The following is a 13,024-nucleotide window of genomic DNA, read 5'->3' as shown; positions in this document are numbered from 1 at the left end:
AGGGGACCCGGAAAATGGAACTGGTTGTAAAGAGCGTCAACGCCGAAACCTTGAAAACCGCGACCCTGGTCGTCGCCATTGGTGAAAACCGCCCACTGGGCGCCCTGGCTAGCAAGCTCGACACCCTCAGTGGTGGTGCCCTGAGCGCTGCCCTCAAGCGCGGCGACCTGACCGGCAAAGCGGGCCAGGCCCTTCTGCTCACCGGCCTGCCCAACCTAAAGGCCGAACGGCTATTGCTGGTCGGTAGCGGCAGCGACGCCGAACTGGGCGACCGCCCTTGGCGCAAACTGGCCAGCGCGACGTTGAACGCCCTTAAAAACCTGGGCGGCGCCGATGCCGTATTGGCCTTCGACGACCTTATTGTGAAAGGCCGCGACACCGCCGGTAAAACTCGCCTGCTGGCTGAAACGCTATTGGATGGCCTGTACGTCTTCGACCGCTTCAAAAGTAAAAAAGCCGAGCCCCGGGCCCTGCAGAAAATCACCCTGATCACCAGCAAAGCCAACACGGCCCTGGCCGAGCGCGCCGTGGCCCAGGCCAAGGCCATCGCCGGTGGCATGAGCTTCACCCGTGACCTGGGCAACCTGCCGCCAAACCTGTGCCACCCAACCTTTCTGGCGGACGCGGCGAAGAGCCTGAGCAAGGCCCATAAGAACCTCAAGGTCAGTATTCACGACGAGAAAAAACTCAAGGAACTGGGCATGGGCTCATTCCTCGCCGTGGCTCAGGGCAGCGACCAGCCGCCGCGCTTGATCGAGCTGCACTACCAGGGCGGTAAAAAATCCGACGCGCCTTACGTATTGGTGGGTAAAGGCATCACCTTTGACACCGGTGGTATCAGCATCAAGCCGGCCGCCGGCATGGACGAGATGAAGTACGACATGTGCGGCGCCGCCAGCGTGTTCGGCACCCTGCGTGCCGTGGTCGAGCTGGAACTGCCGATCAACCTGGTGTGCCTGATGGCCTGCGCCGAGAACATGCCCAGCGGTGGCGCCACTCGCCCTGGCGACATCGTCGAAACCATGAGCGGGCAGACCGTGGAGATCCTCAACACCGACGCCGAAGGCCGCCTGGTGCTGTGTGATGCCCTGACCTACGCCGAGCGTTTCAAACCCCAAGCTGTGATCGATATCGCCACCTTGACCGGCGCCTGCGTGGTCGCCCTGGGCGCCCATACGTCGGGCCTGATGGGTAACAACGATCAGTTGGTGGGGCAACTGCTCAGCGCCGGTAAGCAAGCCGACGACCGCGCCTGGGAATTGCCCCTGTTCGACGAATACCAGGAACAGCTGGACAGCCCATTCGCAGACATCGCCAACATCGGTGGGCCGAAGGCCGGGACCATCACCGCCGGTTGCTTCCTGTCACGCTTCACCAAGGCCTACCACTGGGCGCACCTGGACATCGCAGGCACTGCGTGGGTCAGCGGTGGCAAAGACAAAGGCGCCAGTGGGCGGCCGGTGCCCCTGCTCACTCAATACTTGATCGACCGCGCTGCGGTATAAAGCGGCTGATCCCCTTCGCGCCGGGCCAAGCCTGTCGCGAAGGGGCGCCCCTGAAAAACAGCCATGACTAAAATCGATTTCTATATCTTGCCCAGCGCCTCCCCCGAGGCACGCCTGGACTTCGCCTGCAAACTCACGGAAAAAGCCTGGCGCCTGGGCCACCGTGTGTACGTGCACTGCACTGATGCCAGCCAGCGCGAAGCCCTGGATGCCCGCTTGTGGAGTTTCAAAGGTGAAAGCTTTGTGCCCCACGGCAGCGCCGAGGACGACCGCGATGCACCGGTGGCCTTGGGCCTGGGTGACAGTTGCAGCGGCCACGATGACCTGTTGGTCAACCTGGCACTAAGCGTACCGCCCTTCTTCAAAGACTTCGCCCGTGTGGCCGAGGTCGTGGTCGAAGAACCGGCAATCCGACAGGCCGCACGGGAGAGTTTTCGTTTCTACCGTGAACACGGCTATCCTTTGCAAGACCACCGTCTACAGCGACTCTGAGCCCCCCAATGGACACGCCTGCTTCCCGCCCCAAATCCGCCCACCTGCTGGACGACCTGGAGTCGATCCGCCAACTGCTGGGCGATGAGCAACTGAACCCGCCGCTGCTGACCGATACCGTTGCCGGCGAAGACCAGATCCCGCTTCTGCTCGAACCCGCCGCGGCCACGCCTGCGCCTAGCGCAACGCCGGAGCAGAACCGCCAGGACACCCTGCTGCACCTGGACAAAGAACTGCGCGCCGCCGCTCAGTTGATCATGCAAGACGTCATCGACGACTTCACCCCGCATATCGAAACCGAAATCAAGCGAAGGCTCGAAGCTCGGCTTGAGCGGCTGCTGGTCAAGGCCTAGCACTTTACCTTCGGCGCCTAGCGACGGCTGTGCGCAACGCCCCTCCTACCGTTATACTTACCGGCTTTCCTGAATAAATGCCTCTAAGGGTCCCGCCGCGCATGGATAAGACCTACCAGCCGCACGCTATCGAAACTTCCTGGTACCAGACCTGGGAGTCTTCGAACTATTTCGCCCCGCAAGGCGCGGGCGACGCCTACACCATCATGATCCCGCCGCCGAACGTCACCGGCAGCCTGCACATGGGCCACGGTTTCAATAACGCGATCATGGATGCCTTGATCCGTTTCCGCCGCATGCAGGGCCGCAACACGCTGTGGCAGCCGGGCACCGACCACGCCGGGATCGCTACGCAGATGCTGGTAGAGCGTCAGATAGAAGCGCAAGGCCAGAGCCGCCATGACCTGGGCCGCGAGCAGTTCCTCGACAAAATCTGGGAATGGAAAGAACAGTCCGGCGGCAACATCAGCCGGCAGATTCGCCGCCTCGGCTCGTCGGTGGACTGGAGCCGCGAACGCTTCACCATGGACGACGGCCTGTCGGAAGCGGTCAAGGAAGCCTTCGTGCGCCTGCACGAAGATGGCCTGATCTACCGCGGCAAACGCCTGGTCAACTGGGACACCAAACTGCACACGGCAATCTCCGACCTCGAAGTGGAAAACCACGACGACAAGGGCTTCCTGTGGAACCTGCGCTACCCCTTGGCCGACGGCGCGAAAACAGCCGAAGGGCTGAGCTACCTGGTGGTCGCCACCACGCGCCCCGAGACCATGCTGGGCGACGCGGCAGTGGCGGTTAACCCCAATGATGAACGCTACCAGGCGCTGATCGGCCAGTTTGTCGAGCTGCCTTTGGTTGGCCGGCGTATTCCGATCATTGCCGATGATTACTGCGACCCCGAGTTCGGCACTGGCTGTGTGAAGATCACCCCAGCCCACGACTTCAACGACTATGAAGTCGGCAAGCGCCACCAGTTGCCCCTGATCAACATCTTCGACAAGAACGCTGCAGTGCTGGCGACGGCTCAAGTGTTCAACCTCGACGGCACCCTCAACGAAGCGGTCGACGGGCGTCTGCCCAGCGAATACGCCGGCTTGGACCGTTTCGAAGCACGCAAGCAGATCGTTGCCGCCTTCGATGCCGCCGGCTTGCTGGTGAGTGTCGATGACCACGCGCTGAAAGTGCCCAAGGGCGACCGCTCCGGTACCGTCATCGAGCCTTGGCTGACTGACCAGTGGTACGTGTCCACCACGCCGTTGGCGGAACCGGCGATCGCTGCAGTAGAAGATGGCCGCATCCAGTTCGTGCCCAAACAGTACGAGAATATGTACTTCTCTTGGATGCGCGATATCCAGGACTGGTGCATCAGCCGGCAGCTGTGGTGGGGCCACCGCATTCCGGCCTGGTACGACGAGGCTGGTAAGGTCTACGTCGGCCGCGACGAAGCAGAAGTGCGCAGCAAGCACGGTTTGGCTGACGACGTAGTGCTCAACCAGGACAACGACGTGCTCGACACCTGGTTCAGCTCCGGGCTGTGGACCTTCTCCACCCTCGGCTGGCCCCAGCAAACCGAATTCCTCAAGACGTTCCACCCCACCGACGTATTGGTGACCGGCTTCGACATCATTTTCTTCTGGGTCGCCCGGATGATCATGCTCACCATGCACTTGTTGAAGAACCCCGACGGCAGCCCGCAGGTGCCGTTCAAGACGGTCTACGTGCATGGCTTGGTGCGTGACGGCCAAGGGCAGAAAATGTCCAAGTCCAAGGGTAATGTGCTTGACCCGCTGGACATCATCGACGGCATCGAGCTCGAAGCCCTGGTCCAAAAACGCACCAGCGGCCTGATGCAGCCTAAACTGCAAAAGAGCATCGAAAAGCAGACCCGCGCCGAGTTCGCCGAAGGCATCGCCAGCTATGGCACCGACGCCCTGCGCTTCACTTTTTGTTCGTTGGCCTCCACCGGCCGTGACATCAAGTTCGACATGGGCCGCGTCGAAGGCTATCGCAACTTCTGCAACAAAATCTGGAACGCGGCTCGCTACGTTCTCGACAAAGGCGAAGATTGCGGCCAGAACGGCGAAGCCTACGAACTGTCGCTGGCCGACCGCTGGATCATCTCGCAGCTACAACGCACCGAAGCCGAAGTGACCCGCCAACTCGACCAGTTCCGTTTCGACCTGGCCGCTCAGGCTCTGTACGAGTTTATCTGGAACCAATACTGCGACTGGTACCTGGAACTGTCCAAGCCCGTACTGTGGGACGAAAATGCGCCCGTCGAACGCCAGCGCGGCACCCGCCGTACCCTGGTGCGCGTGCTTGAAGTAGCGCTGCGCCTGGCGCATCCGTTCATGCCGTTTATCACCGAAGAAATCTGGCAGCGCCTGGCGCCACTGGCCGGTGCCCAAGGCCCGACCATCATGCTGCAGCCCTGGCCGCAGGCCAATGACAGCCGCATCGACCCCTTGGCCGAACAGGACATCGAATGGCTCAAGGGCCTGATGCTGGGCGTGCGCAACATTCGCGCCGAGATGAACATCGGCCCGGGCAAGCCCCTGCAATTGTTCTTGCGCAACACCGGCAGCGAAGACCAGCGCCGCTTGAGCGAGAACGACAGCCTGCTGAAAAAGCTCGCCAAGCTCGAAGCCATTACGGTGCTGGAACAAGGCGCCGAAGCGCCGTTGAGCGCTACCGCCCTGGTCGGGGAAATGGAAGTGCTGGTGCCGATGGCCGGGCTTATCGACAAGGGCGCGGAACTGGCCCGCCTCGACAAAGAGATCCAGCGCCTGCAAGGCGAAGTACAGCGCGTCGGCGGCAAATTGGCCAACGCGGCGTTCGTCGACAAAGCCCCCCCGGCGGTCATCGACAAAGAACGCGCGAAACTGGCAGAAGCCGAGCAGGCCTTGGCCAAGCTGGCTGAGCAGCACGCCCGTATCTCCAGCCTTTGACCTATAAGATCGGGGCCCAGGCCCCTCGCGACGCTGCGAGGGGCCTGGGCCCCGATCTCGTCCAGCGGACCCTACCATGCTCACCTTTCACCCGCGCAACCGCCACCAAGGCCGCTACGACTTCCACCAACTGATCGCCAGCAGTCCTGAACTGGGCGCCTTCATGATCACCAACCCCTACGGCAAGCCCAGCATCGATTTCGCCGACCCGGCAGCGGTGCGCGTGTTCAACCGGGCCTTGCTCAAGGCCCACTATGGCATCGCGTTTTGGGACATTCCGGCGGACTACCTGTGCCCGCCCATTCCGGGGCGGGCGGACTATGTGCACAGCCTGGCCGACCTGTTGGCCAGCGACCACGCCGGTGAGATTGCGCGCGGCCCGGCCGTACGTGTGCTAGACATAGGGGTAGGTGCTAACGTGATCTACCCGCTGCTGGGGCACAGCGACTATCGCTGGCAGTTCATTGGCTCGGATATCGACCCCAAGGCGCTCGCAGCAGCCAAGGCGATCGTCCAGGCCAACAAGCTCGACAAGGCTATTACCCTGCGCCTGCAAGCGAACCCCCGGCATATCCTCAAGGGCGTGCTGAACGCGCAGGACCGGTTGCACCTGACACTGTGCAACCCGCCATTTCACGCTTCTCTCGACGAAGCCACCCGCGGTAGCCAGCGTAAATGGCGCGCCCTGGGCAAAGCCGACCCCAAACGCAAACTACCGGTGCTTAACTTTGGTGGGCAAAACAACGAGCTGTGGTGCGAAGGCGGGGAGATTCGTTTCGTCACCCAACTGATCAGCGAGAGCAGCGAGTGGGCGCAGCAGGTGCTGTGGTTCAGCACGCTGGTGTCCAAGGCGAGCAACCTGCCAGCCATCCACACGGCGCTGAAGAAAGCCGGAGCGCTGGAGGTGCGGGTCGGGGAGATGGGCCAGGGCCAGAAACAAAGCCGCTTCGTGGCCTGGAGTTACATGGACACTGCGGCCCGCCAACACTGGCGCCCTTAGCGTGCTAACGGGCATAAAAAAGCCGCGCCTCGGTTGATCGAGGCGCGGCTTTTCTTTCGACGCGTTTACAATTACTTGTTAACGGAGTCAGTCAGCACTTTAGCTGGCACGAACTTAACGACTTTCTTGGCAGCGATTTCGATGGCAGCGCCGGTCGAAGGGTTACGGCCGGTGCGCGCAGGGCGCTCGGTGATTTTCAGTTTACCGATACCTGGCAGAGTGATTTCGCTGCCATTTTCCAACTGATCAGCCACGATCTGGCCCAGTTGCTCGAGAGCATTGCGCGCGGTAGTTTTTGGCGCGTCGATAGCTTCGGCGATGTCGGCGATCAGTTGGTCTTTGGTTAATGCCATGGTGGTGTTCCTTCCCTATCAAATACAGTTGGATTGCAGTTCGCAACGTCAGTGTTCGAGGCCAATCGGCGGGTATCCGGCACTCGCCTCGCAATCGAGCCATTCGCGTATGTAGATGCATGAAATGCGCTTTGGTTCGACCTGACAGCTGCCAACGGCGGGCTTTACAGCCTCGTGGGCCGCAAGACGGGGCAAAACTAGCACAGCGCCGCATAAATATCCGCCCCTGTGCCCGTATTTATTAGGGTTTATTGTCCGTTTGGTCGAAAAACAGACAAAACCCCAAATCCAATCACCTCTGCACCGCTGCTCAGAGCTGCTGCGCTGGCCAGTTACGTTACACTGGGCGCCTTTGCAGGCCAGCCTGCGGCCGCCCATTTTCGAACCGCCGAGAAGCCCATGCCGATTCGTCACTGCATCGTCCATTTGATCGACAAGAAACCCGATGGCACCCCTGCCGTCCTGCACGCCCGCGACTCCGAACTCAGTGAGTCCACCGCCATCGAGAACCTGCTCGGTGACCTCAATGACAGCTACAACGCCAAGCAAGGCAAAGCCTGGGGTTTCTTTCACGCCGAGTCGGGTGCGCACCCGTTCAGCGGCTGGTTGAAGGAATACTTCGACGGCGGCAGTGACTTCACGGCCTTCAGCCGGGTAGCCGTGGAACACCTGCAAAAGCTGATGGAAGAGTCGAACTTGTCGGTAGGCGGCCACGTGCTGTTCGCCCACTATCAGCAAGGCATGACCGACTACCTGGCCATTGCCCTGCTGCACCACAGCGAAGGCGTGGCGGTGACCTCTGACCTGGACGTGACCCCTTCTCGTCACCTAGACCTGGGCCAGCTGCACCTTGCCGCACGGATCAATATGTCCGAGTGGAAAAACAACCAGCAGTCCAAGCAGTACATCTCGTTCATCAAGGGCAAGAACGGCAAAAAGGTGTCCGAGTATTTCCGCGACTTTATCGGCTGCCAGGAAGGCGTCGACGGGCCAGGTGAAACACGTACGCTACTCAAAGCCTTCAGTGACTTCGTCGAGAGCGAAGACCTGCCCGAAGAGGCCGCCAGGGAGAAAACCCAGACCCTGGTCGACTACGCCACCAGCCAGAGCAAGATGGGTGAGCCCGTGACCCTGCAGGAGCTCTCAGGGTTGATCGACGAAGACCGTCCACGGGCGTTCTACGACCATATCCGCAACAAGGATTATGGGCTGTCCCCAGAGATCCCCGCCGACAAACGCACTTTAAACCAGTTTCGCCGTTTCACGGGCCGCGCCGAAGGGCTGTCGATCAGTTTCGAGGCGCACTTGCTGGGCTCTAAAATCGAGTACGACGAGCAGGCTGGCACCTTGATCATCAAGGGCTTGCCTACTCAGTTGACCGACCAGTTGAAACGCCGCAAGGACTGAGCCCTACCCTCAAGCAGCGGTGATCTGGAACCCCAGCCGCGGAAAGTGCACATGCACCTCGCCGGCGCGGTCATCGACGCGTTTGAGGATCAGCTCCTCGACGCCGGCGAACAGCAATTCGCCGTGCACCGGGTCGACCCCATAATCGATGGCCGAAATCGCCACCCGATCACCGGGCTTGAAACCGCTGGGCTCGGCGAAGTCTTCGTCGGGCAGGTCGGCCGGGGCGCTGCTGTTGGCGATCTGCAGCGCTTGTTCGGCACTCAGGTCGCTGGGCGTCCCGTGGCCGAACCCCAACACCCGGCCTAACCAGGCATGGATCGCCGGGTAGCTGTCGACCAACGGGGAAGTCACCGGTGTGCCCTTGAGGAACCACAGCGGGTGGGCGAGGGAGAAATCGGCAATGCTGGCATCACCAAATAGGTAGTCGCCCTGGCCGCTTTGCAATTGCTGCTCCAGACGCGTCATAAAGACTGGCCATTGGTGGCGCACAACCTCAATGGGTAAACGAGTCGCCGAGCCCCCGGAGAACAGCGCGGCACGGTCGGCCACGAAGGCCTTGACCTGCTCGGGGGTCAGGCGGGCGAAGCGCGCGGCCACTGATTGTGGCTGGAACACCAGGCTAACTGCGTGCTGGAACACCACCGAGTCGGCCCACGCGGCGAAACTGGCGACAGTCAATTCCTGGCCCACAGGGAAAAAGGCTGGGCCGCTTTTATCCTGCTCCAAACGCCGCGCGATCAATGCCGTGTCGCAGTAGATATCGGCGCCGACCTGCAGCACGGGGGTGCGCCGATAGCCGCCGGTCAAGGCCGTCAGGTCGGGCTTGGGCATCATCGGCGGGATCAATACCGAGCGCCAGGACAGCCCCTTGAAACCCAGCATCAGGCGGGCTTTTTCAGCGAAAGGCGAAGTCGGGTAGTGATGCAAGATGAGTTCGGACATCGGCGAGGCCTCGCAGGAAATGAACCCTTAGCTTACCCCCAGGGGCGACAAAGACCTACCCAGGCGGACCTATGCTGGCGCCAGCGGCGCCGGCTGCGGCCGATACGCCGCCACCAGCCGCTCTTTCGCCGACTTGCGCAATTGCTTGATCAGCCGCTCATGGCGCAAGGCTTCGCGCTTGTCTGCCCAGCGCTCTGTGTACACCAGAGCGACCGCGGGGCTGGAGGCAAAAAAACGCGCGCCCTTGCCGCTTTGATGTTTAGCGAAACGGCGCTCGGGGTTGTCGCTGATGCCGCAATAAAGCGCGCCGTTGGCGGCCCGCACCAGGTAGACATACCAGGGTTTGGCTAGCGCATCGCCAAGCTCGGCCAGGGGTTCGGTCACGCCAGCAATACCAGTTTCGAGGAGACTGGCGATCATACCAAGCGGCGGATAAGCGGCCAAGTTCTGACCTGTCGCGGCGAGTTTTCCAGCGCAATCAACACTGGCGACGACAGACGCAAAAACCTGAAATAAATACGGTGGGGGCTCTTATCAAGCCAGGAGGCACTGACATGACCACCCCCCATCGATTCGCGCTGTCTTTATTATCGCTGGCGTTCGCCAGTGGCGCTTTCGCAAGTATCGGCGACGAAACGGCCCGCCACATGGCCGAGCTGTACCAGTCCACCGCGCAAAGCTGCGCAGACGCCCCAGCGTTCGCTTGCTCCGGGATACTGCTACGAACAACCCGACCCTCGCCCCACTACCACACCTGGAACAACAGCCCCAACAGCCGCAAGAAAGGCGGCGTGGCCTTTTCCTATCTACGCGCCGACGCGCGCATCAGCGGCCTGGCCGAGGACGCCAGAAGCGGCTATACGCTCAAGCCGGTACAGCAGCGCGCAACGGGGGAACTGGCCTACCAGGTACTCTGCGCCTACCCCACCGACGGCGACAGCTGGACCCGCGACGAGGCGGGCTGCGGCGACAACTCGCAGACCGACACCATTGAGCAGCGATGCCATCAACAAGGCATCGACACTGCCGAACAATGGATCGCCCATTACCAAGCCACGCCTGGGCCCGAGAACAAAAAGTATTTCGCTCAATGCGCCTTCGATGTGGCTAAAACCCAAGGAGAGGCTGCGGTTGTGGCTTTCAACGAGGCACTCAGGGCCATGAACCTGCTGCCTAACCCGCCTTTCCCCTGGAACGAAATTATTCTTCAGACCTGGGACGAATCACGCTCATCGGACTTACCCGTGCAGTCGTTTTTCCATATCAGCGGCCTTTATGGCGGACTGCAACAGGCCCAGCACGATCAGCGCGACTGGTACGAGACCACGGGCAAATTCGTGCCGATCATTGAAATCACCTTACCCCAGGGCGAGCAAGACGCAGAGTTCCGCTATCGCGCCGATGATCAGGCGGTACCCGAACCGTCTTGATACTTTTTCAACCCCAACAGGGCTTGCCGGCGAATCTTGTTACGCAACCAAGGCGACCACCCGAACAGCACGCCGGCCGGGCCCAGGGCTTGGCGTGACCAGGCCCAGGCGTCGAAATGGTCATGATGTTCGCGGATCAGGCCATCGCGAAACACGAACCGGGCTTGTACCCGGTTGACCACAGTGCGCTCGCTAGGGCCAAAGGCGTATGTGGCCACCCAGTGAGCGGCGCCGCTGTGCGCGTCGGCGCGCACCGAGTCGACGCGCACGGACAGGGCCTTGGCCCTGGCGGTGAGCATGCACCACATGTCGCCAGCATCGCGTCCGCGCAGGGTGCCGAAACCCGGGTCACTGAACACCACATCAGGGGCATAACAGGCGGCCATCGCAGGGCCGTCCAAGCGCTGGAATGCCTGATAGAAACGATTGATCAAGGCAGTGTTGAGTTCGCTCATGGCCAGGCCACCTGGGATTTGGGAGCCGCTAAGATAGCTGGCCTCAGGCCACTTGACCAAGTTTTTGGCTGCTTGCCTGCACATACAGGGTACGTCCAGCGCCCAGGCCAGCCACCGTTGCGGCCACGCCAACCACGGCGAAGATCCAGCCCACCGGCCCCCAACTACCGGTCCAACCGTGCACCAGGCCCACCGCCAGCGGCCCCATGGACGCCACGGTATAGCCCACGCCCTGGGCCATGCTGGAAAGATTGGCGGCGACGTGGGCATCCCGTGAGCGCAGCACGATCAGGGTCAGCGCCAGGGCGAACGCCCCACCCTGGCCCAGGCCCAATATCACCGCCCAGGCCCATAGCCCACCTAGGGGCGCGTAGAGGCAACCCATCAAACCCATCAGGCTCAACGCCATCGCCAGCAACACCGCCAGGCGTTGATCACGCCCACGGGTGGCGAGCCAGGGTGCCAACAGGGCGCTGGGCAATTGCACGATGATCGAGCCTGACATCACTAGCCCGGCCTCGACCGCGGAAAGCCCGCGCCCCATCAAGATCGACGGCAGCCAGCCAAACACGATGTAAGCCAAAGATGATTGCAGGCCCATGAATAAGGTGACTTGCCAGGCCAGTGGGTCGCGCCACAGGCCCCGCACGCGCACGGCCGGCGGGCGGGTAGCGTGCGTTTGGCGCGTCTGCGGCCACCAAACCAGAGCAGCCAGCACCGCGGTTATGCACCAAAACCCCAGGCCCCAGGCCCAGCGGTCATCAAAATAATGGCTAAGGGGCACACTGGCCCCCGCCGCCAGCGCCGCGCCTAGACACAGGGCCATGCTGTAAACACCGGTCATGGTGCCCGCCTGTTTGGGAAAATCGCGCTTGACGATCCCCGGCAACAGCACCCCAATGATGCCGATACTGGCCCCCGCCAACAGGCTGCCAGTGAACAGACCCAGTACACCCAGCTGGCTACGCAGAAGAATACCCAGCGCCAGTAGCCAGAGAATGCCGAACACCACCCGCTCACTGCCGAAGCGCCGAGCCAGCATCGGCGCCAGGGGCGCGAATAAGCCGAGACAGAGTACCGGCAACGTCGTCAGCAGCCCTGCGCTGGCCGCGGACAGACCCAGGCTGTGGGAAACGTCGGCCAATAACGGCGCCATGCTGGACAACGCTGGGCGCAGATTCAGCGCGACCAGCACTAAGCCAACCAGCAGCAGCCAGGCGCGGGGAACGGTAGCGGATTTGAGCACAGACATGGGCTTTTCGGTCGCGAAGGCGGCCGGCAAGAGTACTGCCCGGGATGGCGGGGTGGCAAATGGAAAAGACCAAGGGCTCGAGCGATGGCGCGAGCCCTTGGTCTTACAGAACCTAGTGCAGGATCTGGCTGAGGAACATCTTGGTACGGTCGCTTTGCGGGTTATCGAAGAAGTCGTTGGGCGAAGCCTGCTCGACGATTTCACCTTTGTCCATGAAGATCACCCGGTTGGCCACGGTGCGGGCAAAGCCCATTTCGTGAGTGACGCAGAGCATGGTCATGCCGTCTTCCGCCAGGCCGATCATGGTGTCGAGTACCTCCTTGACCATTTCCGGGTCAAGTGCCGAGGTGGGTTCGTCGAACAGCATGATTTTGGGCTTCATGCACAACGCACGGGCAATAGCCACACGCTGCTGCTGACCGCCCGAGAGCTGGCCAGGGAACTTGTGCGCCTGCTCCGGGATGCGCACGCGCTCCAGGTAATGCATGGCGATTTCCTCGGCCTGGCGCTTGGGCATCTTGCGTACCCACATAGGGGCCAGGGTGCAGTTCTGCAGGATGGTCAGGTGCGGGAACAGGTTGAAGTGCTGGAACACCATGCCGACTTCACGGCGGATCGCTTCGATCTGCTTGAGGTCGCTGGTCAATTCCACGCCATCGACAATGATGGTGCCCTTCTGGTGCTCTTCCAAACGGTTCAGGCAACGGATGGTAGTGGACTTGCCCGAGCCCGATGGCCCGCACAGCACGATACGCTCGCCCTGCTTCACGTTCAGGTTGATGTCCTTGAGCACGTGGAACTGGCCATACCATTTGTTCACGGCCTGCATCTGAATAATGCCTTCGGCGCCCACCGGCTGTTTTATCGCTTCACTCATGGGAAAA

General features: G+C 61.6%; 13 protein-coding genes. 7 read left to right on the top strand and 6 right to left on the bottom strand.

Translation table 11 applies throughout. From position 1 onward, the window contains the following. The first annotated feature begins 14 nt into the window (after nt 1-14). The 5 genes from QCL65_RS04840 (at nt 15) to rlmF (ending at nt 6,298) form a co-directional block, all read left to right on the top strand. Complete coding sequence (locus QCL65_RS04840; RefSeq protein ID WP_407315160.1) at nt 15-1,505, top strand: leucyl aminopeptidase; 1,491 nt, start codon at nt 15-17, stop codon at nt 1,503-1,505. Nucleotides 1,506-1,568: 63 nt separating this feature from the next. Beyond that, complete coding sequence (locus QCL65_RS04835; protein WP_407315159.1) at nt 1,569-1,997, top strand: DNA polymerase III subunit chi; 429 nt, start codon at nt 1,569-1,571, stop codon at nt 1,995-1,997. Nucleotides 1,998-2,005: 8 nt separating this feature from the next. Next, nucleotides 2,006-2,350 carry a DNA polymerase III subunit chi gene (locus QCL65_RS04830; protein ID WP_407315158.1) on the top strand — a complete coding sequence of 115 codons (345 nt, stop codon included), beginning with the start codon at nt 2,006-2,008 and terminating at the stop codon, nt 2,348-2,350. Between the two features lie 101 nt (nt 2,351-2,451). Beyond that, nucleotides 2,452-5,298, top strand: coding sequence for a valine--tRNA ligase (locus QCL65_RS04825; protein ID WP_407315157.1), 2,847 nt, complete (start codon nt 2,452-2,454; stop codon nt 5,296-5,298). A gap of 76 nt (nt 5,299-5,374) precedes the next feature. After that, nucleotides 5,375-6,298 carry a 23S rRNA (adenine(1618)-N(6))-methyltransferase RlmF gene (gene rlmF / locus QCL65_RS04820; protein WP_407315156.1) on the top strand — a complete coding sequence of 308 codons (924 nt, stop codon included), beginning with the start codon at nt 5,375-5,377 and terminating at the stop codon, nt 6,296-6,298. 71 nt (nt 6,299-6,369) lie between these two features. Here rlmF and QCL65_RS04815 read toward each other — a convergent pair whose 3' ends face one another. Continuing rightward, nucleotides 6,370-6,651 (bottom strand): HU family DNA-binding protein, encoded by a 282-nt coding sequence (locus tag QCL65_RS04815; RefSeq protein ID WP_226503026.1) that lies wholly within the window; start codon nt 6,649-6,651, stop codon nt 6,370-6,372. A 399-nt stretch (nt 6,652-7,050) separates the two neighbouring features. Between QCL65_RS04815 and yejK the strand changes: the two genes are divergently transcribed. After that, a complete protein-coding gene (gene yejK, locus QCL65_RS04810; protein ID WP_407315155.1) occupies nt 7,051-8,058 on the top strand; it encodes a nucleoid-associated protein YejK in 1,008 nt (335 codons plus the stop codon). Nucleotides 8,059-8,067: 9 nt separating this feature from the next. On the opposite strand, the gene QCL65_RS04805 is transcribed toward yejK, so the two are convergent. Next, nucleotides 8,068-9,003 (bottom strand): glutathione S-transferase family protein, encoded by a 936-nt coding sequence (locus tag QCL65_RS04805; RefSeq protein ID WP_407315153.1) that lies wholly within the window; start codon nt 9,001-9,003, stop codon nt 8,068-8,070. 69 nt (nt 9,004-9,072) lie between these two features. Beyond that, on the bottom strand, nt 9,073-9,396 hold the full coding sequence (locus QCL65_RS04800; RefSeq protein ID WP_407316663.1) for a GIY-YIG nuclease family protein: 324 nt from the start codon (nt 9,394-9,396) through the stop codon (nt 9,073-9,075). A gap of 161 nt (nt 9,397-9,557) precedes the next feature. Between QCL65_RS04800 and QCL65_RS04795 the strand changes: the two genes are divergently transcribed. Then, a complete protein-coding gene (locus QCL65_RS04795) occupies nt 9,558-10,433 on the top strand; it encodes a halovibrin HvnA (RefSeq protein WP_407315152.1) in 876 nt (291 codons plus the stop codon). Here QCL65_RS04795 and QCL65_RS04790 read toward each other — a convergent pair. The 3 genes from QCL65_RS04790 to QCL65_RS04780 all read right to left on the bottom strand — a co-directional run bounded on the left by QCL65_RS04790 (nt 10,409) and on the right by QCL65_RS04780 (nt 13,017). Beyond that, nucleotides 10,409-10,888: a nuclear transport factor 2 family protein gene (locus QCL65_RS04790; protein WP_407315151.1), complete on the bottom strand. Its 480-nt coding sequence runs from the start codon at nt 10,886-10,888 to the stop codon at nt 10,409-10,411. The genes QCL65_RS04795 and QCL65_RS04790 overlap by 25 nt on opposite strands. Nucleotides 10,889-10,931: 43 nt before the next feature. Next, complete coding sequence (locus QCL65_RS04785) at nt 10,932-12,140, bottom strand: CynX/NimT family MFS transporter (protein WP_407315150.1); 1,209 nt, start codon at nt 12,138-12,140, stop codon at nt 10,932-10,934. A 112-nt stretch (nt 12,141-12,252) separates the two neighbouring features. Next, a complete protein-coding gene (locus tag QCL65_RS04780) occupies nt 12,253-13,017 on the bottom strand; it encodes an amino acid ABC transporter ATP-binding protein (protein WP_407315149.1) in 765 nt (254 codons plus the stop codon). Between the last annotated feature and the right edge of the window lie 7 nt (nt 13,018-13,024).

The sequence above is a fragment of the Pseudomonas sp. nanlin1 genome, from assembly GCF_045571515.1.
Classification (GTDB): domain Bacteria; phylum Pseudomonadota; class Gammaproteobacteria; order Pseudomonadales; family Pseudomonadaceae; genus Aquipseudomonas.
This window is presented reverse-complemented; position numbering and strand designations above follow the sequence as displayed.

Excerpts from the sequence above, each read along its gene's own strand:
- QCL65_RS04840 (WP_407315160.1), top strand. The coding sequence starts at position 15 with ATGGAACTGGTTGTAAAGAGCGTCAACGCCGAAACCTTGAAAACCGCG.
- QCL65_RS04835 (WP_407315159.1), top strand. The coding sequence starts at position 1,569 with ATGACTAAAATCGATTTCTATATCTTGCCCAGCGCCTCCCCCGAGGCA.
- QCL65_RS04830 (WP_407315158.1), top strand. The coding sequence starts at position 2,006 with ATGGACACGCCTGCTTCCCGCCCCAAATCCGCCCACCTGCTGGACGAC.
- QCL65_RS04825 (WP_407315157.1), top strand. The coding sequence starts at position 2,452 with ATGGATAAGACCTACCAGCCGCACGCTATCGAAACTTCCTGGTACCAG.
- rlmF (WP_407315156.1), top strand. The coding sequence starts at position 5,375 with ATGCTCACCTTTCACCCGCGCAACCGCCACCAAGGCCGCTACGACTTC.
- QCL65_RS04815 (WP_226503026.1), bottom strand. The coding sequence starts at position 6,651 with ATGGCATTAACCAAAGACCAACTGATCGCCGACATCGCCGAAGCTATC.
- yejK (WP_407315155.1), top strand. The coding sequence starts at position 7,051 with ATGCCGATTCGTCACTGCATCGTCCATTTGATCGACAAGAAACCCGAT.
- QCL65_RS04805 (WP_407315153.1), bottom strand. The coding sequence starts at position 9,003 with ATGTCCGAACTCATCTTGCATCACTACCCGACTTCGCCTTTCGCTGAA.
- QCL65_RS04795 (WP_407315152.1), top strand. The coding sequence starts at position 9,558 with ATGACCACCCCCCATCGATTCGCGCTGTCTTTATTATCGCTGGCGTTC.
- QCL65_RS04790 (WP_407315151.1), bottom strand. The coding sequence starts at position 10,888 with ATGAGCGAACTCAACACTGCCTTGATCAATCGTTTCTATCAGGCATTC.
- QCL65_RS04785 (WP_407315150.1), bottom strand. The coding sequence starts at position 12,140 with ATGTCTGTGCTCAAATCCGCTACCGTTCCCCGCGCCTGGCTGCTGCTG.
- QCL65_RS04780 (WP_407315149.1), bottom strand. The coding sequence starts at position 13,017 with ATGAGTGAAGCGATAAAACAGCCGGTGGGCGCCGAAGGCATTATTCAG.